The sequence below is a fragment of the Methylobacterium carpenticola genome, assembly GCF_042748905.1.
Classification (GTDB): domain Bacteria; phylum Pseudomonadota; class Alphaproteobacteria; order Rhizobiales; family Beijerinckiaceae; genus Methylobacterium; species Methylobacterium carpenticola.
Window position 1 is genome coordinate 4,513,082 of the sequence record NZ_JBHZEO010000001.1, and the last position, 25,798, is coordinate 4,538,879.

The 25,798-nt window shown below is 72.5% G+C and carries 1 protein-coding gene (only partly in view); it reads right to left on the reverse strand.

Every position in this 25,798-nt window falls within one protein-coding gene, locus tag ACE101_RS21125, for an LEPR-XLL domain-containing protein (RefSeq protein WP_379133685.1), read on the reverse strand. The gene is 42,450 nt long; 12,047 of those nucleotides lie to the left of the window and 4,605 to its right, leaving coding positions 4,606-30,403 in view, spanning codon 1,536 (complete) through codon 10,135 (partial); reading right to left, the first codon wholly in view occupies positions 25,796 to 25,798. Both codon boundaries (start and stop) fall beyond the window edges.

Genomic DNA, 25,798 nt, shown 5'->3' on the forward strand with positions numbered 1-25,798 from the left:
CGCCCGTGGCGGCCGGGCGCACCAGCACGCCGGCCGAGTTCCCGTCCACGACCGCGACGTTGACCACCGGCGTCTCGGTCATGCCGCCGAAGAAGCCGGCCGCGCCGAGCGAACTCGTCACCCTGTGAGTGATCTGCACGGTCTCGCGGTTCTGGACCTGACCGTCCGGCGGGGCCGAGACGAGCACGGTCTGGCCGATGGCCCAGTTCGCCGCCGTGAAGGTCAGGACGGCATCGCTGTTCGTGTCGACCGGCAGGGCGCTGCCATCGGCCCGGGTCAGCCGGATGCGGCCGCTGTTCGCGGACAGCGCCACGGTGACGGTCTCGCCGGCCCGGGGCGGATTGTTGAGGACGACCGTGTAGCTGTCCGTCTGCTGCGGCTTGGTGCCTTCGAGGACCGTGGTCTCGCCATCGGTCTGCGTGATGATCAGGCCCGGCTTGTCGTCATCGATCACGGTGACGAGCGTGGTGCGCAGGACGGCGCCGTTGACCTCGGCGTTCGAGCTGAGGACCGAGTGCCCGATCGCGATCTTCTGGTCGCCCTCGGCCGCCGTGTCGGATTTCGCGCGGACGAAGACCGTCCGGGCCGGCGCCCAGACGTAGCCCCCGGCCCCGTCCGAGACCGTCGTGACGCGCAGCGTCAGGCTGTCCGCATAGGTGACGCCGTCGGCCGAGACCTCGATCGTGCCGGCGCCGCCCGCGAGCCCGCGCATCTGCGCGGAGGCCTGCGCCGCCGAGACGGTGACGACCGCCACATCCGCCGCCGTGAGCTTGGTCGTGGCCGGCGGCGGCGGGGCCACCGTGTAGGTGGCGACGCGGCTGCCCGCCTGGTTCGGCCGGGTCTCGGCGCTGTCCTCGCGGACGGTCAGGCCACCGCCATCGCCGATCGCCTGCCCCTCGGCCGTCGCGACCGTGGCGTTGACGCCGGCGACGAACAGGCCGTCGAAGCGCTTGTCGTCGCTCGACACGGTGTGGTTGATCAGCGCCGAGTTGCTCTTGGCGTCGCGCGAGATCACCTCGCCCGAGACGTCGCCCGCGACGTTGAAGGTGTCGCTGCCGAGCCCGCCGATCAGGGTCGTGACGACGCCCGCCGCCGTCGAGAGCACGTAGAAGGTGTCGTCGCCCTCCAGGCCGTCCACCTCGACCGCCTGGACGTTGCTGAACTTGATCGAGAGACCGGCCCCGTAGACGCCGTCCTTCGTCACCACGAAGGTGTCGGCGAACTCGGTGCCGAGCGCCACCACCCGGTTGAATCCGCTGCCGCCGTCGATGTCGACCGGCGCGTTGATGTTGTACTCGATCTTGTCGTTTCCGCCGCCCGCGTTGACCTTGATCTTGCCGTTATTGGCAAGCGCGAAGGCGCGGATCACGAACTCGTCGTCGCCATCCTCGCCGTCGAGGCGCAGGTCGGCCTTGTTCGAGTAGATCTGGAAGACGTCATTGCCGGTGCCGCCGTAGATCACAATCGGCACGGAATTGCCCTTGGACAGGTAGCCGCCGAAGGAGAGCTGCACCGTGTCGAAGGCGTCTTCGGCGAGGAGGCCGTTGGCGACGTCGCGCGGCGTCGCGAAGACCTGCCCCATCTGGAAGAAGTCGTCGTCCGCGCCGCCGTCGAGGGTCATCAGCGCGGCGTCGTCGTCCATATAGAAGCGGTCGTTGCCGAGCCCCGCCTCGACCACGATGCGGCCGTTGAGCGAGGCGTCGACGTTGATGCGCTCCACCGCCGCGTCGGCCGGATAGGTGCCGTCCGCGTTCGGATGGACCAGGGCGACGAAGTTCTTGCGGCCGAGGACGGTGTCGGCCGCATCCGTGCCGAGGATCGTCAGCGTGTCGACGCCGCGATCGGCGTCGCCGCTGTCGTGGACGTTGATCCGGTAGGACGAGGTCCCGGCGAGCTGAACCAGCGCCGTGTCGGTGTCCTGGCCGCCGTCGATGTCGAGGGTGTCGCGCCGGCCGTTGCTGACGCTCGACAGGGTCGGCAGGCTGGTGATGGTGATCCGGTCCTGTCCGTCCTGGCCGAGGATGCGGGTGTTGCCCGCGATCTCGGTGAGCGCGGCGTCGAGTTCGTCGTCGCCGGCCCCGAGCGCGATGTCCGTCCCGGTCGAACGCAGGCGCCCGCGCAGGGTCACGCGGTCGCGCCCGCCCAGGGTCGTCAGGGCCAGGGTCGAGGCCGCGACCGTGCTGCCGAGGAGGGTGATCACGTTGTCGCCCGCGCCCGCGCGGATCGCGATCGAGCCGGCCTCGATGGTGGCCGTCCGCAGCACCGTCCCGTTCGCCGAGACCGCGCCCGTGATCGTATCGGCATCCGCCCCCGTATTGACGGTGAGGGCGCCGGACACGGTCCAGTTGCCGCCGAGGCCGACCGTGCCGGCGCCGTTGCCGAGCGCGATCGCCACCGATCCCGCCTGGACGCGCGCCGAGGCCTGGACGAGGCCGGCGACGATCAGCGCGTCGGTGAGCGTGTCGATCCCGCTTCCGCCCCGGATCGAGAGGGCGCCCGCCACCGTGGTGAGGCCGGTCAGCCGGATGTCGTTGCGGCCCGATCCCGCGCCGTTGCCGCTGCCGGCCGCGATCTCCAGCGAGCCCACCCGGACGGTGCCGTCGACGGCGATGGCATCCGCGCCGTCGCCCGTCCGCAGGACGAGGGCCCCGGCGATGTCGAGATCGGCCGCGATCGCGAGCGCGTTGTCGCCGTCGCCCGCATCGATGGTCAGGGACGCCGCCTTGATGCGGCCGGCGAGGGTGACCGTGTCGGCGCCGGAGCCGGACGCGATGCCGATCGCGCCGTCGACATGGGCTTCGCCGTCGAGGCTGACCGCGTTGCGGCCCGCGCCCGCGTCGATCCGCAGCGCGCCGAGACCGACGACGCCGTTCGCGATCGAGCCGTAGCTGCCCTTGAGGGTGATGGTGTCGTCGCCCGCGCCGGTGACCACCGCGACTTCGCCCGAAACCGCGAAGGTGCCGTCGAGGCCGATCCGGTTGGTGCCGTCGCCCGCCGCGATGGCGAGCGAGCCCGCCTTCAGCGCTCCGGTGAGCGTGACGGCATCGTCGCCCGAGCCGGCCGCGATCCGCGCCGCCCCGCCGATATTGTACTCGCCGCCGAGCGTGATCGTGTTCCGGCCGTCGCCCGCATCGATCCGCAGCGCGCCGAGCCCGATCACGCCGCCCGCCACCGAGCCGTAGGTCCCGGTGAGGCTGATCGTGTCGTCGCCCGCGCCGGTCAGCACGGCGAGTTCGCCCGTCACCGCGTAAGTGCCCGACAGGGTCACGGCGTCGGCATCGGTGAGGCTCGCCCCCGGCGCGGCCGCGTCGATGGTGAGGCTGCCGGTGCGGACGTCGCCGGCGAGCGTGACGGTGTCGCCGCCGTCCTTGCCGCGGATAGTGATGGAGCCGCCGACGGTCAGCGCGCCCTCGACGGGCTTGCCGTCCCGGTCGAGGGTGATGCTGCGCGTGCCGGTGGCGAAGCTGCCGTCGAGGCGGATGACGTCGCCGTTGCTGCCGCCCTCGATCAGGATCGAGGCGCCGACATAGCTGCCCTTGAGGTCGATGATCGCGCCGGTGTTGTCGGACGCGCCCGACGCGCTGGTGTCGCCGCGCAGGGTGATCGCGCCCTTGGCCTTGATGACCGCGCCCGACTGGATGGTGAGGTTGTCGCCCGCGTTGAGCGTGACCGAACCGCCGGTCGAGAAGATCGTCACGCCCGACAGCACGGTGAGATCGTCACCGGCCGAGCCGGTCTCGCCGGCCGTCTGGACGATGTCGCCCCCCGAGATGATGTCCTTGTCGATGGTGAGCGGGCTCGACGTGCGGATGCTGAGCGTCCCGGCCGCGCGGAATCCGGGTGCGGTGTCGGCGACGACGCCGCCGACGCGCAGGCCGCCGATGTTCCAGAGATGGACGCTGCCGGCGGTGCTGTAGCCCTCGATGCCGCCGTAGCTGTCCGCATGGGCGCTGCCGTTGTCGGCCGTCATCCGCGCGACGATCCGCTTGTCGGCCGTGCCGATATCGGCCTTGGCGATCAGGTAGGCCTTGCCGGAGGTCAGGTTCGAGGCCGTCGCGGCCGGATCCTTGCTGGCATCGTCGTAGAGCGCGAGCCCGTTGAGGATGCTGCCATCCGCCGCCGTGAGGAAGGCGACGCCGCTGCGGCCGGTGCCGACCGTGCCGAGCGCGAGGTCGCCCCGCACCTCGTTCAGGTAGAGGTTGCCGAACACGGTCTGGGCGCTCACCGCCCCCAGCCGGTCGCCGCCCGCGCGGCTGTCGATGTCGACGTTGTTCGCGGCCGTGCCGATGGTGTTGCCGGCGATGAGCGTGACGCCGTTCGCCGTGACGTTGACGCCCGGGCGCGATTCCGCGCCGTCGTTGCTCAGGGCGGAATCGATGTTGGTCGGATCGACGAGGTCGCCCGCATCGAGGATCGACACCGCCGCCTTCAGGGTGACGTCTCCGTTGCTCGCGGTGACCGCGAGGACGTTCATGGAGGTGCCGGTCTCCTCGAGATGGACCCCGTCGCGGCCCGAGGCGAGGACCGTGCCGGAGAGCTTCATCTCGATGCGGTCGCCGGCGGTGCCGATGCTGCCGCCCTTGGCCTTCAGGTAGACGTTGGCCGCGACGATCTTGTTGGTGTCGGTGTGAACGGCGTCGAGGATCCCGCCGGTCTCCGCCACCAGGTAGACGCTGCCGCTCTGCGAATAGGCGGATTCCAGGTTCAGGTCGCCGTTGCGCTCGGTGACGCGGATGTCGCCGGCCGTGCGCACCGTGAGCGCGCCCGTGCCCTGGAGATCGATGCCGATGACCCGCGCGGCATCGCCGACGCCGCCGTCGCCGCCTTCGAGCACGATGTTGCCGCCGCGCACGGTGGTGCCGTTGGCGTCAGCAGCGGTGCTGATGCCGGTCTTCGTCTTGATGCGGATCTCGTCGCCGCCCGTCGAGACGACGGAGGTGAGCTTCAGGGCGCCCTGGGTGCCCACGTAGATCTGCCCGCCGGCGCTGACGTCGAGCGTGCCGGTGGCCGAGAGGTTCATGGCCTTGCGGCCCTGGATCAGCACCTGCTTGATCAGGTTGCCGGGATTGGTCGGGTCGGAGGCCGACTGGAACACCACGACGCCGCGCGCGCCCTCGGCCCTGATCCGCCCGGTCTCCACGACCGTGATGGTCGAGGCCGTCACCGAGGCGACCGTGTAGTAGGTCGTCGCGCCGGTCTGGTTCTGAGTGGTGACGCCGAGGGTTCCGGCGACGCCGATCAGCATGCCGGCCTTGAAGCCGTCATCCAGGAAGCTGCCCGAGGACCGGGTCAGGGTGCCGTCCGCGCCGAAGGCGATCGAGGTGGTGGTGCGCGGCCCCTCGCCCGTCGCGACGGTCTGGCCGAGGCTGATGGTCTTGGCGGTCTCCGCCGTGAAGGTCTGGCCCGCCGCGGTGAGGATCACGCCCTGGTTGATGGAGGCGATCGTGTAGACGGTCGGCGTCTCGCCGGTGGCGTTCTGGGTCGCGCCGCCGATGTAGAGGGTGCCGCCGACCTTGAAGATCGCCGGATCCCAGCCCTGGCCGTCCGTGCGCGTGATCCGGCCCTGGCCGCCGGCATTGTCGAAATCGACGCGTGCCTGGACCGGGGCCGAGGTCAGGAAGACGATGTCGCTGCGCTCGGCGGCGCCGAGCGCCACGAGCTGGTCGCGGTTCAGGGGCTGCCGCGTGGTGAGGTCGATCACGGTGACGCCGTCGACCGAGCCGATATGGCCGCCCGTGCTGGCGACGCCGCTGACCACGAGGCGCAGATTCGCCCCGCGGATGACCGGATCCTGCTTGTCGACCTGGGTGCTGGTCGTCTCCTTGAGCAGGCCCTGGCCGACCGCGTTGATCAGCTCGTCCTGCGTCCAGCGCTTGATGCCGGCATTGATCACATCCTTCGTCGTCTGGTCGATGAAGAAGTGCGGATTCGCCTGCCGCGTCGTGCCGAGGTTGAACTGCGCGAAGAACGTGTCGAGCTTGGCGTAGTCCGCGGTGCGCTGGCTCGAGAGCTGCGACACCCGGCTCGCGACCGCCGCGTCGATGGCGCTGCTGGTCAGCGTGCCGGCCCTGAGCTTGGCGGCGCCGTCCGCCCGGTAGCTCGCAAGCGCCGTATTCAGCGCGTCGCCGGTGAGGCGCGGCGCGAAGGCCGCGTTGTAGATGCCGGGATTCGCCTGCTGGTTGCGGTAGCTCCAATACGTGGCGTAGTCGGCCTGATCGCCCGCCGGGAGCGTCAGGGCGTAGGCCGCGTCGTAGCCGTTGCCGTGGGCGCCGAAGCGCGCGTGCAGCGCCTGATAATCCGCCTTGATCTGGGCTTCGGCCGTGGCGAGGCGGGAGGCCACGTCATCCGCGATCGCCGCGTCGCCGAGCGAGGTCGCGCGGCCGGCCGCGGTGAAGCTCGCGGTGGCGCTCGCGCGTTCCGCGCCGGTCAGATGGACGCTGCCATTCGCCAGCGTGGCGCGCTGCGCCCAGTAGGTGGCGTAGTTCGTGGCGAGGTTGGCGTTGTAGACGTCGCCGAACCGATCGAACGTCGCCTTGAGCGCCGTGTAATCGGCCGCGCGGCTCGCCTGAAGGGCGGCGATCTGCGCCGCGACGTAATCCGCGAGGTCGGCGCCGGTCTTGCCGGCATTGCGGCCCTGCTCGGTGTACTGGGCCTCGTAGGAGCTCTGCTGCGAGGCCGAGAGGAGCGGGGTGCCGTCGGGGGCGAGGTTGCCGCGATAGGTCCAGTACGCCTCGTACTTGGCCCCGAAATCGGCGGCCTGGCTGCTGCCGAGGCTGCCGAACACCGCGTCGAGATCCTGGTAGGCTCCGTTGCGCTCGGCTTCGAGCCGGGCGATCTGCGCCGCCACGTAGTCGGTGAGCAGCGACCCGCTCAGAGTCGAGGTCAGAACCTGGCTGCGGATGGCGTCGCGCTCGGCCTGCGCGACGGGCACGACGAAGCCCGCATCGAAGCGCGCCGTGTCGGCCTGCTGGCCGCGGTAGCCCCAGTAGGTCGCGTAGGCGCCGCCGATATCGGCGACGTCGCTGTCGCCGTACTTCCCGTACTGCGTGTTCAGGGTCTGGTACTGGAGCGTGCGCGAGGCCTCCAGCGTCGCGATCGCCAGCGCCACGTCATCGTCGAGGGCACTGCCACTCAGCCCCTTGTCGAGGCCCTGCTGGCGGTAGAGCGCCTGATAGGAGGCGAGTTCCGCCGAGCCGGCCGCGAAGCGGAACGTGTAGGTCGGGTCGTAACGGGACGGGTCGGCCTGCAGGTTCCGGTAGTGCCAGTAGGTGGCGTATTCCTGCCGGGCGACGCTCTCGTAGGCGTCGAGCGTCTCGTTGAACTTGCGGTTCGCGTCGGCCTCGGTGAGGGCGAGATCCTTCCACACGCCGTCGATGAGCTGCGCTTCCACGCGCTCGTCGCGCACCACGAGGGTGTTGACGTTGAGCAGGCTGCCGGCATCGACCTTCACGAGGACGTCGCCGCTGGTGGTGAGGCCGTAGAGGCGCAGGTCGCCGCGGGTCTCCTCGATCCCGACCTCGCCGGTCGCCGTGATGGTGACGCGGTCGCGCTGGGTGCTGCCGGTATCGAGCTTCAGGACGGCGGCATCCGTCGCGCCGCCGACCCTGCCGCCCGCCGTGATCGTCAGGCTGCCCGCCGTGATCGCGCCGGCCCGGCCGGCCGCCGCCGTGATGTCGCCTCCCGCGACGAGGGTGACGTCGTAGCCCGAGCCCGCCGTGACGCGGTCGATGGCGAGATCGCCCGAAGTCTTCAGGTAGATGGTGCCCGCGCTCGTGGTCGCCGAGAGAGCGCTCGTCGCGTTGACGGTGAGCGCCCGGTCGGAGGCCGCGGTGCCGGTGCCCTGGCCGATGCTGCCGGCTGCCGTCAGCGAGACGATGGCGCCCGACACCGTTGCGGCGGGGCTCAGCGCCTGGATGGCGCCGCCCGAGACGATCGTCGTGGTTCCGGTGGCGTTCGCGATGCCGCCGACGAGCAGCACGCGGCCGGCGCCGGTCGAGGTGATGGTGACGCTGCCCGTGCTCGCCCCGATGAAGCCCATCGCGATCGGGTAGCTGGCATACACGCTGTGCGTGCCATCGGTCTCCGTGTAGGTGACCGCGATCCGCTCCTGGTAATAGGTCTTCTTCCCGTACCACGTGCTCTCGGTCCAGCTGCGGCCGGCCTTGACCTCGGTCGGGCCGGTCGGGACCGTCACCCGCGAGTCGTAGTTGTAGGCGCCCTTGCCCGTGGCATCGAGGTAGAAATAGGCGCTGTTCGGGACCAGCTCGCCCGTCTTCACCGTCTTGGTGTCGTAGTTGTCCTCGTCCGGCGGGTCGGCCGCGAAGGCGTCGATGCCGAGCCACGACGAGGTGCCGGAGGTCTTGGTGTAGGTGGTCTTGTCGCCGCGGCCCGCCGTGAAGGCGTAGCGGAAGCTCTCGGCGGTGCCGCTCCCGTTCGTGAGGCCGGCGCCGGGGGTGTAGCTGGTGATCGCGCCGCCGTTCTGGTGGCCGCCGATCTCCGCGCCGTTCGCCCCGAGCAGGGCTTGGTAGCTGGTGATCGAGCCGTCCGCCTTCTGCGTCAGCAGGGTCTTGCGCGCGACGGCACCGGTCGCCGCGTTGGCATAGGCGAGATCGGTGATGTCGATGATGCCGCTGCCGCGCTGCGACACGTCGAGACGCGCCACCACGACGTCGTAGTCGAGCTGGTTGTTCACCGTCACGCTGGCGAAGCCGCCGAGCGCCCGGATCGCGCCCTGGTTCGGGCTCGTGTTGACGATCGTCCCGGTGAGCTCGATCTTGCCGCCGCTCGACGTGATCTCGCTGATCACGATGCGATTGTTCTGACGGTCGAACACCGCCGAATAGCCGTCCTGCGTCAGCGACTGGATGACGTTCGTGCGGTAGGGGTTGTTCTTGATCTGCTCGATCTCGGCCGAGACTGCCGAATTCTTGAGGATGTTGATGGTGTAGACGTCGCGGCCGCTCTGAACGAGGCCGTTGATGTTGAGGAACTGGGCGTTGATGGTGACGTTGCCGCTGGCGACGAGGCGCGCCGAGGCGGTGCTCTGGAGGGCGCTCAGCACCTTCGAGGCATCGCCCGCATCCACGATCTTGTTCGGATCGCCGCCCGTGATCGCCCCGGCGACCTGCCCGTAGGGATCGCCGCCGACGGGGTAGATCGTCCTGTCCTTGATCGTGACGGCGCCGCCGATCTCCGAGATGTTGTTCTTCACCCGGATCGTGGCGCGGATGGTGTAGTCGCCGCCGGTCTGCGTGCGCGTGGTGAGATCGGCATTCACCGCGACGATGTCGCCGAGGATGTTGAGCGACGGCGCCGGCACCAGGACGTCGTTGATGGCGGTCGCGCCGAGCCAGTTGCTGAGCGTGATCTTGCTGTAGTTGCTCGGCGAGACCACGCCGCCGGTCGTCAGCGTGCCGAAGGCGACGCTGGACGCCGGCAGGCCGGGGAAGAGCAGCGCGTTCTCGTCGGCGATCGCCTTGCGCTTGGCCGCGAGGTCGGTCACGCCTGTGACGTTCTGGCCGTTGTAGAAGGTGCCGCCGTTCGATTCCGGCATCACGATGCCGCCGATGTTCAGCGCGGCGCTCGAGTAGTTGTCGATCGCGACCTTGGTGTCGGACTTGGCGTCGAGGTCGCCCGCGCCGGTGAGCTGGCCCGCCACGATGTTGATGCGGCCCGCGCCGGCGGTGAACCGGCCGATCGTCAGGGTCGGCACCTCCCGCTGGATGGGCAGCACCGTCACGCGGCCCTGGCCGTCCCGCACGATCTCGGCGAGGCCCTGGCTCTGCAGGACGCCGACGATGCGCGCGACTTCGCTGTTGTAGAAGTCCTGCAGCGTCGCGTTCTGCGCGTAGTTCTGCAGCTTGTCCTGGGCGTCGTAGAGCTGCTGGATCAGGGCGCTCTGCGCGTAGGCCGAGCCGAAGCTGACGGTGATCGGCACGCGCTTGAGGGTGACGCTGGTGCCGGAGGTCAGCGAGAAGGTCTTCTGGGTCGGATCGGCCGCGGCGAGGCTGCCCGCGCCGGTGAGCTGCTGATCGTTGATCAGCACGGTGCCGGTGATGGTGGTGGCGCCGCCCGCCCCCACCGTCATCTGGTCGATGGCGATGGCGATGTTGCGCGCAATCCCGGTGGTGATGGTGCCGTCGACGACGACGCGGCCGGTGCCGCCCTGGTTGGCGGTGCCGGAATAGACCGCCTGGGCATTGCCGCCGAGCACGCTGTCGATCGCGCCCGCGACCGCCGTGGTCCAGTTGGTGCCCTTCGCCTTGGCGTCGGTGCTGACCGTGTTGAGGCGGTTGGTGAAGAGATTGGCGTCGCCCGCCGTGGCGACGGTGGCGCCGGAGGCGACCGTCACCGTGTTGGTCTGGACGACGGTGATGTCCGCCTTGATCGTCTGGATCGGGATCGCGCTGCCCGCGAAGGTGTCGGTCCGGGCCGAGATGACGTAGCTGTCGTCGATTTGCTTCAGGTCGGTGCCGGCCAGGAGGTCGACGTCGCCGTAGGCGGTGATCGCCGCGCCCTGCGCCACCATGACGGTGTTGACGGGCCGCAGGTCCACCAGAGTGGCGCCCGCCGCCACGGTGGCGGCCCCGAACGTCTCCGAATTGGCCACCGTGCTCGCGCGGCCGGTGCCGTTCGCCGAGGCCGTGAGCGTGCCGAGCGTGAACAGGCTGGCATTCTCGCCAATCAGCACCTGCGCCGTGAAGGCGTTGGCGATGATCGTCGAGGTCGTGCCCGCCCCCGAGATCGCGCCGCCGGTGGTCAGCGTGACCTTGTCGGAGGCGTCGATCCGGTTCCGCGCCGTGAGCGAGATCCCGCCCGGCGCCGAGACGCCGCCCACGGTCTCGAGCTTCGTCGGGTTGGCCGCGGTGCTGCTCGCCACGGTCACCGTCGCGGTCACCGCGACGGTGGTCAGGCTGTCGGCGCCGGCGGCGCTCGCGATGCCGCCCGTGGTGCCGACGATGTTGGCCTGGGCGAGCGGCGGCTTGAGCACCGTGTTCTGGGCGCTGGCCTGGATGTCGCGGGCGAGCACGCTCGCGCCGGCCCCGAAGGTCGCCGCCGTGTCGTGGCTGAAGGTGGTGCGCACCACCGCACCGCTGCCCGCCAGCGCCCCGTAGGCGCTGGTGAGAACCTGGCCGCTGCCGGTGGCGACGTGGTTCGCCGCCATGAAGAACAGGCCGCTCGCGGCGGAATTCGCCGTGAGGTCGAGGTTCGCGCCGGGATCGAGGCTCGCTTGCGTCGCCCCGGTCGAGGTGCTGGTCGCCACGCCCGCGCTGCCCGAGGCGAGGCCGTAGGCGCCCGCCACCGCCACGGCGGCGTTGTCGTCCGATCCGCTCGCCGTCACCGTCATGGCGCCGGCCCGGATCGCCCCCGTGGTCTTCAGGCGGGCGCTGGTCTGCGTGTTCGACGTCGCCGTCGACAGGGTCGCGCCCGCGCCCACCAGGCCGGCGCTCGCGCTGCTGCCGTTGGCGACCTGCTGCGTGCGGGCGTTCGCCGCGAGCGTCACCGTCCCGGCCACGCTCAGCACCGTGCCGGCGTCGAGCGTGCCCGCCACGCGGCTGTCGTTGGTGGCCTGCGTCACGGTGGAATTGAGGCCGATGAGGCCGCCGGCCGCGCCGGTCGCCTCCGCGTTCGCCGCGCTCTTGCCCGCGGCCTGCGCGAGCGTCGCCTGCACGACGAGATTCGTGGCGGTGATGGTGGCGTTGCGGGTGAAGGCCGCCACCGTGGCGCCGACCTTGGCGAACGCCGTCGAGGCGCCGACCGCGGCGGTGCCCGCGTTGATGCCCGTCGCCGCCGCATGGACGTCCGGCGTCGCCACGGCACTCACGGTCACGGTGGCGCCGCTCACCTGGGCGCCGTCGATCGAGGCGGTCACGGTGGGCGTCACCGCCGCATCGGCGACGGAGCCGCCGGCCGCGAGGGCGAAGATGCCGCCCGCGACCGCGATGCCGACCACCGCCGTGTCCACCGAGGTGGTGTCCGCGGCCTCCACCGTCACGTCGCCCGCGGCCGTCACCCGGCTGCCCGAGACGATGCCGGCGGAGGTGCGGCTGTCGACGCGGTCCTGCGTGACCGCGCCGCCGCCCGCGAAGCTGTAGCCCACCGGGCTGAAGCTCGCGGCGAGCGAGGCGGTGGCGGAGCGGCTCGTCAGGCTCGCGGCCTCGGTCGCCCGCACGGTCACCGAACCGGTGGCGCTCAGGCCGCGATCCGCCGCCCGGATCCGGGCGGTCACGTCGTTGGCGATGGTGTTGGTCGCCGCTGCGACCGCCACCGCGATCGCGCCGCTGCCGATGACGCCGTAGCTCGCCGCCAGGGAGGCGGCCCCCGTGGTCACCGAGAGAAGCGAGGTGTCCGCCGCCGTCACGGCGACCTCGCCGGCCCGGATGCCGGTGCCGTCGCCCTCGACATGGGCGGTGACGCCCGCCGAGACTTGGTTGCGAGCCCCCGCCCCGGCGCCGGCGCCCTGCGCGCTGATCGCCCCGCCGCCGACCGCGACGGCACCGGCCGCCGTGAGCGCCGTGATGGTCTGGCTCGCCTGCGCGCTGACTTCGAGCCGGCCCCTGGCCGTCAGGGTCGCGTCGCTCGCCAGGGCCTCGACCGCGATCGCCGGCTTGGCCGTGCCGGCGTCGAGGATCTCGCGGTTGAGCGACGTGAAGCCGATGACGTTGAAAGCCGTGCTGACGCCGAGGCTGACGCCGACCGCGACGCCGCCGACCGAGGCGCCGGCCGCGAGCGCGATGGTGCGGGCGTCGATCGCGGCGGTGTTCTCGGCATGGACCGTGATGCCGGTCTCGGCCGAGATGGTGGCGCCCAGAACCGTCGCCCGGGTCGCGCCGCCGATCAGGTTGGTGGCGATGGCGCCGCCGCCCGCCACGCCGACCGCCACCGCGCCGCCCGAGAGGGCGGCGGAGGCCGCCGCCACCTGGGCGCTGATGGTGGGCGCCGACGCCGCCTGGACGCTGACGCCGCCGGTGCGGGCCGTCACGGCCGCCCCGGAGATCGAGCCGGTGACGCTGTCGTTGATGATGTTGAGGGCCGTCGCGACGCCGATCGAGGGCGCGACGCCCACGGCGCCGAAGGCCGCCGCGATGGCCGCGGTGCCGACATGGACCGATTGCGTGGCCGCATCCCGCGCCGACACGCCGACGGAGCCGGCCGTGACCGTCGTGGTCGAGCCCTCGATCGTCGCGCTGGTGGCGACGCCGATCGCATTGCCCGAGTAGGAACCGGCGCCTGCGACGCCGACGCCGACGAGGGCGCCGGTCACGACGGCGGCGGAGGCCGCCACGGTCGCGCGGATCGTGCTGGCGGCGGTCGCCGCCACCGCGACGGCGCCCTGCGCATCGAGCGCCGTGTCGGCGATGCGCGCCTGGACGGCGGCGCTGCCGGTCTGGAGCGGCTGGGCGCGGCGCTGGCCGTTGTCGTCGGTCGACCACGTCCCGATCAGGTTCTGCGCGCCGCTGAGGCCGAGGGCCACGGGCACGCTGGCGATGCCCGCCCCGCCGCCCGCCACGCTGGCGAAGGCCACCGTCGCCGTGATGGTGGCGCTGCTCGCCGCGGTCACGCCGACGCCGCCGGCGCTGGTGATGCGGTTGCGTCCGCTGCCGCTCGTGTCGACGAGCGCCCGGGTGCTGCCGGTGATGACGTTGAGCGCCGAGGCGCCGCCGCCCGCCACCTGGACGTTGGCGATGCCGGCGCCGCCGAGGCTCACGGTCGCCGCCGAGACGGTGGCCGTGATGGTCGCGCGGTCGGTCGCCGTCGCCGAGACGTCGCCGCTGCGGCTGGTCAGCCCCGTGCCGAGGTCGCGCAGGGTGGCTTCGGTGTCATTGCCGATGGTGTTGGTGGCCACCGTCGCCGCGACGGTGACGCCGACGCTCGCGACGCCCGCGCCGCTGCCCGCCACGCCGACCGCCCCGGCGATCGCGGTGATCGAGGCGCGGTTCTCCGCCGAGACGGCGACGCTCGCCGCCTTGATGCCGTCCGCGCCCGCATTGCGGATCGCGGCCCGGGTCGGCACCGCGACGGTGTTGACGACGCCGCTCACCGAACCGGCGACGCTGACCGCCGCCGCGCCGCCGCCCTGGATCGAGGCGGAGACCGCCGCGAGCGAGGCCTTGATGGTCTGCTGCGAGAGCGCGCCGACGCCGAGCGCACCCGTGGCGTCGAGGCTGGAATCGGCGAGATAGGCCTGGACCTCGCTGCCGCCGCCGATCTGGTTCACCGCCGCCGCGATGCCGATCGCCACGCCGACGCCCGCCGCACCCCCGCCGCCGCCCGAGGCGGCCGCCGCATCGACGCTCGCGGTGATGCTGGCATCCGCCGTCGCCGCGATGCTCACCGCGCCCTGCGCGGTGAGACGGCTGTTCGTCACGAAGGCATCGGTCTTGGAGCCGATCGCGTTGCGCGCGCCCGCGCCGCCGCCGGTCACGCCCACCCCGGCGGCTCCGCCGCCCGCCACCGCGAGCGCCGCGGCCGCGGAGATGGCCTTGATCGAGCCCGTGCTGGTGGCGCCGACCGAGATCCCGCCCGCCGTCGTGACGAGCCCGTCATTCGCCCCGTCGATAGAGGCCTGGACGTCGTCCGCGATGCTGTTGAGGGCGAGCGCGAAGCCCACCGCCACGCTCACGCCGGCGGCCCCGCCGCCCGACCCCGCCAGGGAGGCCGCACCGGTGATCGCGCTGATCGCCGAGGAATCCCGGGCCGAGACCGTGACGCTGCCGGCCCGGATGCCGGTGCCGTCGCCCTGGATGACCGCGTGCGTCGCCACCGCGATGGCGTTGGCGCTGACCGAGCCGGCCGCCGTCACCGAGACGCCGGCCGCGCCGCCGCCGTTGATCGCCGCCGAGGCGGCGACGATGGTGGCCGCGATGGTCTGGTCGGCGGTCGCGGTGACGCCGAGGGCGCCGGCGACCGTGAGCGCGGAATCGAGGACGGCCGCCTGCACGCCCATGGCGGCGCCGGTCGCCGTATCGACCCGCTGGCCGTTGGCGTCGACGCCGCTCGTCCAGCCGCCGATCCGGTTCTCGGCACCCGCGACGCCGATCGCCACGCCGACGCCCGCCGCCCCGCCGCCCCCGCCCGAAGCGGCCACGGCCGAGATGATCGCCGTGATCGCCGAACCCGCCGCCGCGCTCACGCCGAGCGCGCCCGCGCTGGTGAGCCGGCTCGCATCGACCGTCGCGGTGACCGAGCCGAGGATGACGTTCGACGCGAAGGCGCCGCCGCCGCTGACGCCGACGCCGGCTGCACCGCCCCCCGCCACCGAGAGGGCCGCCGCGGCGGCCGCCGCGAAGATGGTGCCGTCGCGCCGGGCCGCGACCGTGACGTCGCCGGTCCGGGTGGTGAGGCCCGTATCCGCGCTGCGGATCGCCGCCTCGACCGCGCCCGAGACGCTGTTGAGGGCCAGCGTGAAGCCGACCGCCACGGCGACGCCCGCCGATCCGCCGCCGGCGCCTCCGAGCGAGGCCGAGCCGGCGAGCGCCTTGATGCTCGAACGGTCGGTGGCGTCGAGCGCGACGCTGCCCGCCGTGATGCCGGTCGCCCCGTCCCCGTCGATGACCGCGCGGGTGACGACGCCGACCGCGTTGGTGACGACGACGCCCGCCGCCGCCACGCCGATGCCGGCCGCACCGCCGCCGCCGATGGCGGCGGACGCGGCCGCCACCTGCGCCTGGATCGCCTGGTTCGCGGTCGCCGCGACCGCGAGCGCGCCGGTGGTGACGATGCTGCTGCCGGTGATCGTGGCGAGCACGCTCGATTCACCGCCGATGACCGGGGCGTCGACGCGGGTCCGGTCGCTGCCGCTCGTCGTCCAGGCGCCGATCTGGTTGGCGGCGGCCGAAGCGCCCACCCCCACGCCGACGCCGGCCGAGCCGCCGACCCCGGCCGCCAGGACGGGGGCGAGCACGGTCGCGGTGATCGCCGAGGCGCCCTCGGCCCCGACCGAGAGGCTGCCGCTGCCGGTGATCCGGCTCGCGTCGATATGCGCCCGCGTCGCGGTGACGATGGAGTTGAAGGCGAAGGCGCCGCCGGCCGAGACCGAGACCCCGGCCGAGCCGCCCCCGCCGATGCTCATCGCCGCGGCCGTGGTGCTGGTGGTGATGGTGGCGGCGCTGCGCGCCGCGACGGACACCGCCCCGGTCGCCGAGAGGCCGTCCGTCACGTCGGCGATGGCCGCCTCGACGGCGTTGGCGATGCTGTTCAGGGCGAGCGCGAAGCCCACCGAGACGCCCACCCCCGCCGAGCCGCCGACGCCGGCGCTGATCGAGGCGGTGCCGGCATTGGCGGTGATGCGCGAGGTGTCGGTGGCGCTGACGCGCACCGCGCCGGCGCCGACCGCGTTGCTGGCGACGGCGCTGCCCGCCGCGCCGGTCCCCTCGATGAAGGCGCGGGCCGAGACCGCGATGGCATTGACCACCACGGTTCCGCCGGCGGCGACGCCGACGCCGGTATTGCCGCCGCCGCCGATCGCCACGGAGGCCGCGGCGACGAGGGCGCTGATCGTGTTCTTCGATTGGGCGTCGAGGCTCAGCGTGCCGACGGCATTCGTCCTCACGCGGGTGAGCGAGGCCTCGACCACGGTGCCGCCGCCCGTCGCGAGCGCGTCGCGCCGGTCCTTGCCGGTGCCCGTGGTGGTCCAGGTGCCGATGCGGTTCTCCGCGCCCGCCGCGCCGATGCCGACCCCGACGCCATTGGTGCCGCCGACGCCCGCCGCCAGCGAGGCCGCCACGATGCTGGCGGTGATGGTGGTGGAGGCCTCCGCCGCGACGGCGATGTCGCCGGCGCTGTCGAGCCGGCTCTCGCCCGCGGTCGCCCGCGTGCCGGTGGTGATCACGTTCGACGCGAAGGCGCCCGCCCCCGCGACCGCGACCCCGTTCGTGCCGCCGCCGCCGATGCTGAGGGCTGCCGAAGCGGCGGTGGCGGTGACCGAGCCTGCCGACTTCGCCGAGAGCGCGAGCCCGCCGCCCGTGGTCTCGAGGCCCTGGTCGAGGCCGCTGATCGTCGCCGAGACGTCGTTCGCGATGCGGTTGAGCGCGATGCTCGCACCGATCGCGATCGCGACGCCGGTGGTGCCGCCGGCCCCGACCGCCAGGCTCGCCGACAGGGCCTTGGCGCCGATCGCGGAACCGTCCTCCGCCGACACGGTGGCGCTCGCCGCGCGGATTCCGGGCGTGGCGCCCGTCGCGTCGCCGTCGATCACCGCCTGGGTGGCGAGCCCGATGAAGTTCTGGGCGTAGGTGCCGCCGGCGCTCACCGCGCCGCCGGTCTGGCTGCCGGCCGAGAGGGCGGCGGCGACGGCCACCAGCGTCGCGTTGACCGCGTTCGTGGTGGTCGCGGTGACCGAGAGCGCGCCGGTCGCATCGACCCGGGTGTTGCGCAGGGTGGCGGTGACCCCGGCGCGGTTGCCCTGGACGGGAGCGTCGGAGAGCCGGTTCGCCGCCGCATCGTAGGCGGTCCAGGAGCCGATCTGGTTGTAGGCGATGGCGATGCCGAGCGCCCCGGCCCCGGCGGAGCTGCCGCCCGAGGCCCCGATCGAGGCCGCGGCCCCGACGATGTCGGCATCGATGGTGAGCGTGCTGGTCGCCGCGACGCGCACGGCGCCGCCCGCTGTGACGCTGCCGTTCTCGACGAGCGCCGAGGTCGTGCTGTCGATGAGGTTGACGGCCCCGGCCCCCGCGGCGGCGACGCCGACGCCGTTGCTGGTGGCGCTCGCGCCGGCCGCGAGGCTCGCGGCCGCCGCGATGGTCTTGATGCGGCCGGTATTCGCCGCCGTGACGGCGAGGCCGCCGGCACCGGTGCTCAGGGTCGCGACGTTCGCCACGCGCGCGGCGACGTCGCCCGCGACGCGGTTGACGGCGACGCTGGCCCCGAGGGCCACCGCGACGGCCTTCTGGTCGCCGAGCGCGAAGGCGATCGAGAGCGCCCCGAGATTGGCGGTGATGGCCGAGCTGTTGGTGGCCCCGACCGTCACGCTGCCCGCCGCGATGCTCGCCGCGTCGGCGATCTCGGCGGTCGTGGCGGCGCCCACCGTGTTGCCGGCCCCGGCCCCCGAGAGGCTGACGCTGGTGGACGAGCCCGAGCCGGTCGCCGAGACTCCGATGGCGGCGGCGAGGACGGTGGCGTCCACGCTCCGGCCCGTCGTCGCGGTCACCGCGAGCGCACCCGTGGCGTTGACCGGGCTGCGCAGCAGCGAGGCCCGCACCGGCCCGCCGCTGCCGACCGTGTTGGCGGCGGCGGAGACGCCGATGGCGACGCCGGTGGCCGTATCCTTCGTCGCCACGCCGGCCGCGATCGAGAGGGCGCCGGTGAGCGCCTGGATGCCCGAATCGTCGCGCGCCGAGACCGTGACGCCGCCGATGGCGGCGTTGCTCGAACCGAGGCCCGAATCGGTGATCTCGGCGATGGTCGAGCCGGAGATGGTGTTGACGGCGAGCGCGCCGCCGCCGCTCACCGCGAAGCCCTGACCCTGGCCGCTGACCTCCGCGGCGACCGAGGCCGCGATGGTCTGCGCCGTGATGGTCGCCGCGCGCTCGGCCAGGGCCGAGACCGTGCCGGAGCCCGACACCGTCGAGACGGCATGCAGCGCCGCCGTGACGTTGCTCGCGATCTCGTTGGTCGAGAACGAGCCGCCGATGGCGACCGCGCGGCCGTTGCCGCTCGATTGCCCGCTGAAATTGGCCGCGACGGCGATGGCCCGCGCCGTCGTCATGATGGCGGATTCGTCCCGGGCCTTCACGGCGACGCCCTCGGCGCCGGACGCGATGGTGTCGTCGGCGAGCCCCCGCCCGTCGATCAGGGCCGTGACCTCGGTGACGACCTTGTTGCCGGCGTAGAGCCCGGCGCCCGCGAGCGAGGTGTTGCCGCTGCCCGCGCCGCCGCCGCCGCTCGACGCGCCGAATGCCACCGCGGTGGCGCCGATCGCCGCGTCGATCGTCGCCTTGGAACCCGCCGCGACCGAGACCCGCCGGTCGGCATTGACCTTCGCCTTGGTGATCCTGGCCGAGACGTCGAGCGAGGAGGTGGTGCCCGAGCCGAAGCCGTTCCCGGTGGGCAGACCGCTTCCGTAGAAGCCGATCATGTTGAAGGCGAGGGACACGCCGATCGCGAGGGCGGAGGCGGATTCCTTGCCGACGACCACCGAGACCGCGGTGGCGTCGATGCCGGCCGTGATGGCGGAATCGGTGCGGGCCGAGACGTCGACGGCGCCGCTGCCGCCGTTCCCCTGCGCGTCCTCGGCCGTCGTGCCGGTCGCCCAGAGGTTGCTGGTGGCGATGTGCGCGTCGACGCCGCCCAGGATGGTGTTGAAGCCGAGCGCCCCGCCCCCCGCGAAGCCGATGGTGTTGCCGGTCTCCTTGCTGACGATCGCCGCGATGGCGGTCGCTGCCGCCTCGGCCCGGATCGCCGCCGCGCTGCGCGCCGCGACCATGACCTTGCCGTTCGTCGCCCGCAGCGTGTCGACGCCGTCGATGCCCGCGGTGAGCGCGTCGTCGACGATCGTGTTGCGGGCGAGGCTCAGCCCGACCGTGATCGACGTGGTCGTGGTGCCCCCGGTATTCGTGCCGGTGCCCCCGGTGGTGCCGCCGCCCGGACCGGAGCCGCTCGTGTCGGGCAGGCGGTAGACCACCGCCGTGACCGGGGCCGAGACGTCGGCCGCGATGCTGGACTCGCTCGTCGCGGTGACGGCGACGCCCGCATTGGTCAGCGTGCCGCCGCCCGTGATGGTGGCGGTGGTCGCCAGCTTGACGAGGTTGAGGGCGCTCACGGCGCCGACGCTGGTCGCCGCCTCGCCGACGCTGGCGACCGCATTCTCGATCCTGGCGGTGATCGCCGCGTGCGAGCGCGCCGCGACCGTGACGACGCCGGTGGCGTTGACCGGCGTGCTGCCGATGCTCGCCCGCGCCGCGAAGGGCGACTGACCCTGGATCGTGGTCGCGAGATCCGTGCCGGCGAGCGCGTCGACGAGGTCGAGCAGGAAGTTCTGCGAGGCCACGCCGATCTTGTTGGCCGCGAGCGTCACGCCGACCGAGGTGCCGCTCGATTCGACGCTGCTGTCGACCGTGGCCTTGATCGTGGCCGTGTCGTTGGCCGTCACGGTGACGCCGCCGACCGTGGTGCCGGCCGCCGCGTCGCCGAGGATGCTCGCGCTGATCCCGGCGCTCGCCGAGCCGACCACGCTGTTGCCCGCGATCACCCCGCCGATGGCGAGCGAGGTCCGGCCGGCCTCCTGGCCGGGCTTGAGCTTCGACTCGACCTTGCTCGTGATCGTGGCCGCGATGCTGCCGGTCTGATCGGCCTGGACGGTCACGTCGCCCGCCCGCGCGACGGTGACCCCCGTCATCTCGGCGCTCGCCGTGCTGCGCACGCTGTTCTGGACGAGGATGCCGCTGACCGCGACCGCGTAGGGCTTCGCCGCGGCGCCCGTGCCGGTGCCGCCGGTTCCCGTCCCGCTTCCGGTGCCCGAGCCGGTCCCGCCGGTCGCCGGGGTCGAGGAGCCGGCCGTATCCTTCGTCTCGCCGAGGTTGAGGATGCCCGGCGGCAGGAATTTCACGAATTCGCGGAGATTGTTCTCCCGCCAGGAATGCGCGGCATCGAAGGTCTCGCTGCCGAGATCGATGGATTGCGTCGCCCCATAATAGACGTAGAGCGTCTCGACGCCGTTTGTCTTCGTGTAGACCGTATCGCCGAACTTCACGGTCCGGGTGCCGGACGCGGTCGTGTAGGTGTAGTCGCCGAGAACCTTGTCGGCGAAATCCTGCAACAGGCTGTTCTTGGTCAGGCTGGAGAGCGACGAGAGGGCGTTCTCGGCCGTGATGGCGCCGTTGCTGACCGCCTTGACGGTGACCGCGCCGCCGGCGTCGACGGTGGTCGCCTTCGCGGTGCCATCGACCTGCGCCAGCGCGCGGGCGTTGACGAGGTTGCTGGAGAGCGCGAAGCCGAGGGCGTAGGTGCTGGCATTCTTCAGCACGGCGTTCGAGGCGCTGGCCTTGTTGGTCAGCGAGGCGCTGATCGCCGCATCGGCACTCGCCTGGACCGTGAAGGCGCTGCCGGCGCCGGTGGTCACCGCGCTGCCGGAGACCGTGGCGCGCGCGCCGGCCGGGGTGTCGTCGAGGTTCTGGCCCTGCGCGATCACCGGATCGCCGGTGAGCGTGTCGATCGCCCGGAACAGGACGTTCTGCTCCCGCCAGCCGACCGTGTTGAAGGCCAGCGTGACGGCGACCGCGCCGTTGTCGCTGGAGGTCGCGCTCTTGGTGGCGGCGGTGATCGCCGCCTTGTCGTCCGCGACGACCGAGACGCCCCCGCCGCCGGCGAGCGTGGCATCCTGCACCGTCGCGGTGGCCGCGCCGAGGACCGCGTTCGTCGCGATCACGCCGCCGAGGGCGAGGCTGGTGGTCTGCGTGCTGCCCGCCGCCTGACCGCCGGTCGGCTTGTAGGAACCCGCCGACTTCACCGTGGCGGCGCTGTCGGCGGTGGCCTGGATCGTGCCGGTCTCGCTGGCCGAGACGGCGACGGCCCCCGTCCCGCTCGTCACGCGCGCGCCCGTGATGGTCGCGGTGGCGTCGCCGTGGACGCTGTTCAGCACCACGAGACCGCCGATCGCCAGGGCCGAGGCGGATTGCGGGCGGACATTCGCCGCCGGGTTCGCCGCCGAGGGATCCCCGGTCGGAGCCTGGGTCTCGCCCGCTGGCGTGGCCGCGGCGGGCGCCGCCGGATTGGTCGCGCCGGTGGTGCCGGTGCCGGGCAGCGTGAAGTCGTCGGGGAGGAACGAGGAGTCGAGCGAGCGCTTCCAGAGCAGCTTGTTGGTGAAGTCCGTCGCCGCGAGGTCGAGCGTCGCCGGGCTGCCGCCCATGTAGACGTAGATGTCGCCCGCCTTGTAGTCGGAGGCGCTGTTGGCGATCTTGACCCAGTCGGCCTTGCCGCCGGTGGTGGTCGTCAGATCGACCGCGGCGAGGAGGATCTCCTCGAGCGGGCTCGTGCCGACGTATTTCCAGATCTGCCCGCCCGCGGTGGCGAGCGTGTTGCCGGTCTCGATGGTGACCGTGGTGGCGGAGGCGCTGCGCTGATCGTAGGTCGGCTTGGCGTAGCCCTCGCCGATGCGCACGCGGGTGCCGAAGCTCACCGTCTGCAGGTTCTCGGTGAGCGTGCCGCCGGACGCGGCGTCGAAATCACCGAAATCCGAGAGCTTGAGCCCGAGCGGGGCCAGGAACGCCTCGACCTGCGCCTTGATCCGGTCGACCTGCGCCTGCGCCTCGGCCTTCAGGCTCTCGATGCTGAGTTCCTGCCCGAGCAGGATTCCGAGCCGCTTCTGCGCGTCGGAGCCCGCCCGCAGCGCCTCGTCGCGCAGGAGCCCGATGCGGGAGGCGTCGATCAGGCCCTTGACCGCCTCCGAACGGCCCTCGGCCGTCCCGTCCGCCGCCCCCTGGAGCTTGCCCTTGGCGAGCGTCAGGACGGACTTGAGCGTCTGGTTCTCGCTCGATGCGCCGATCCGGGCGACGACCCCGTCGATCGCGTCCGCGATGGCCCCGTCGAGGGCGCCGAGCACGGCCGTGTCGAGGCTGCCGAGCTTGTCGATCAGGCCCTTGGCCTGGGTCTCCAGGCCCTCGATCTTCTCGAAGGCGCTCGCGGCCAGTTCCTTGGCCCTGGCGACCTGGGCGACGACCTTGTCCTCGAGGGCGCTCACCTCGGCCGGCAGCAAGTCCCGGCGGTTCTTGACGAGGTTGCCCTGGACGGTCGCGGCCTGGACCTCGTTCGGATTGGTCGAGAAGTCGGAGGGCAGGAACTTGTTGAGCTTGCTTTGGCTCGTGACCGTGCCGCCGTCGGTCTTCGTCACCGTCGAGCTGGTCACGATCTGGACGTTCGAGGCGATGCCGTTCGAATCCGCCGCCTGCACGCGCACGGCCCCGCCCGCCGCGGCGATGTCGCTGCCGCCGGCCGTGTCGATCGCGAGCCCGGAATTGTCGATCGTCGCGGTCGCGCTGCCGCTGACCTTGTTCGAGGCGAGGACGACGCCGAAGCCGCTGCCGCCCGAGCCCTTGAGCGCGTCCGTGCTGCTGAGCGCGGCGTTGCTCACCGTCGCGTTGATCTTCGCGGCGGCGCTCGCCGCCACCGCGATGTCGGCGCCGGCCGCGATCGCCGAGGCCACGATCGTCGCCTTGGCGCCCGAGCCGGTCTCGCCCCCGAAGGCGTTCGCCAGGGTCGGCGAGCCGATCAGCGCGTCGAGCGTGTTGAAGAGCAGGTTCTGGGTCTCGTAGCCGACCGAGTTGAAGGCCAGCGTGACGGCGCCCGAGACGCCGCCATTGTCCCCGCCCGTCGTGGTCGAGGAGGCCCGCAGCCGCGCGTCGACCCCGGCCTCGTTGTCGGCCTGGACCGTGAGCGAGCCGTCCGCGGCCGTGGCGGTGCTGCGCAGGATCGAAGCCTCGGCCCCGCCGCGCACGACGTTGGTGACCGCGATGCCGTTGGCCGCGATCAGCGTGCCGGAATTGCGCGCGGGTTCGCCCGGCGCCGGGGACGGCGCGGACTTGAACGCCTGCCCGCCCGAGGAGGCGACGGTGCTGACCACCGTCGCCGCGATGTCGCTCTTGTCGGTCGACAGGATCGAGAGGTCGCCCTTTGCCGCGACGGTGGCGTCGGTGACGCGCGCGAGCGCGCCGCCGGTCACCTCGTTCATCACGATGAGGCCGCCGAAGGCCTTGGAGGAGGCCGCCGGAGTCGGCGCGGTGCTGGCCGGGATCGTGATCGCGCCGGTGGCCGGGTCCCTGGCATCCGGATCCGTCGAGGGCGTCACGCCGCTGTCGGTCTTCGTCGCCGCATTGCTCACGGACGGGGGCGGCGCGATCTTGTCGATCTGCGGTGCCGCCGACAGGGCGAGCGCGCTCACCCAGTCCGCACTGGTGTAGTCCGCGCCCTTGAGCGTGACCTTGGCGTTGTCGGGGCCGCGATAGATGTAGATCGCGCCGCGCACGCCCTTGGACAGCGTGTCGTTGACCGAGAGCCGCACGGCCTCGCCGACGCGCATGTACTGGTAGCCGTCGAGGGAAGAGTAGCGGGCGCGGGTCTTGGTGACCCTCGTGGTGGTGCCGGTCGTCGCGTCCTCGGAGACGGTGGTGATCGCCTTGGCATCCGCCGTGGTGCCGGCGGTGTCGGCGGGTTTGGTCGGCGTCTGCGCGACGGTCACGCCCTCCGCCACGTTCAGCCACTTCGTCGCGTCGCTGTAATCGGCCCTGCCGAGATCGAGCGAGGCCTTGGCACCGATATAGACGTAGACCTGCCCGTTGATCCCCTTCGTGGTCGCGGTGCCGGGATTGTAGTCCGCAGCGAGCCGCACGCGGTCGCCGGTCAGGACGGTCTTGGTGCCCGACTTCGTCGTGTAATCGTAGGTGTTGAGGGCGCGCGCCTCGGCGATCTTCGCCACTGCGGCGATCACCCCGTCGACCGCCGAGGCGCTGACGAGGGTGCTCGACGAGGTGACGCCGGCCTGGTTCGCCGCGGTGACCGAGACGCCGCCGAATTCCGAGGCGACGCTGCCCTGGCTCGTCGCGGGCGCGCTCGCCCCGACGCTCGGCGCGCCGATGAAGGCCTCGGCCCGGCCGCTCACCTTGTTGCTGGCGAGGATTGCCCCGGCCGAGATGCCGCGCGCGCCGGTCTGGGCCGCGTGCTCGTAATCCTCGGCCGTGGTCTGCGAGACCTCGTTGCCGACCGTGGCGGCGATCTGCGCCGTGGTCTCGGCGCCCACCGCGACGTCGCCGCCCGCCTTGACCACCGACCCGGTGATCGAGGCGGTGGCATCGGCCGCCTGCTCGCCCCGGGTCGCCGCCGCGATCAGCGGGTCGCCGACGATCGTGTCGACCGCGTTGAAGAGCAGGTTGGCCTGCTCGTAGCCGACCGCGTTGAAGGCCAGCACGACGCCGACCGCCGCCGTCTCGCCCGCGACCGACCCCGTGGCGCTCGCCGTGATCGAGGCCGTGTTGCGGGCCTTGACGCTGACGAGCCCGCCGGTGGACAGGCCGGCGCCGCCATCGACATGGCTCGCCGCGATCGAGGCCGTCGCGCCGTTGAGCACCGTGTTGGTGACGGCGACGCCGCCGAAGCCCTTGCCGCCCTCGATCACGCTCGCGTCCGAGGCCGTGATCGTCGCCCCCGATTCCGCCGTCACCGCGACGTCGGAATCCGTCGCCACCACCTGGGCGCCGGTGATCAGCGCCTGCGCCTTGCCGGAGACCTCGTTGCGGTCGAAGACGAGGCCCAGGCCGGTGGAATCGATGCGCCCGGCCTTCGGCTGCGAGCCGGTGGTGCCGCCCGGCACGACGTTCGCGGCGTCGAGCTTCTTCCAGAGCGAGAAGTCGGAAAAGTCGCGCGTGGTGTCGCCGAGAACGGCGTTCGTGAGCGGCGTGCCGCCCATGTACTGGTAGACCGCGCCCGCCTCGCCCTTGCCGGCCCCGCTCGGGGTCCAGGCGGTGCCGAGGCGGATCGTCTGGCCGAACGTCACCGTGCGCGTGCCGGAGGCCGTGGTGTAATCGTACTCGCCGAGGAGCTGATCGGCCGCCTTGGTCGCGCCGATCACCGAACCGGTCTTCGTCGCCGTCGCGCTCGCACCCACCGTAGTGCTGGCCTCGATGGCGGCCTCGTCCTTCGCCGAGACCGCGACGCCGGTGCCCTGGATGGTCCGCGCGCCGGACTGCCCGTCGATCGTCGCGGTCGCCGCGCCGCTGATGCGGTTCATCGCCACGAGGCCGGAGACGGCGAGCGCCGAGGCGCTGGCCGCCTGGGCGGTGGCGGCGACCGCGTTGCCGAGTTCGGCCTTGAT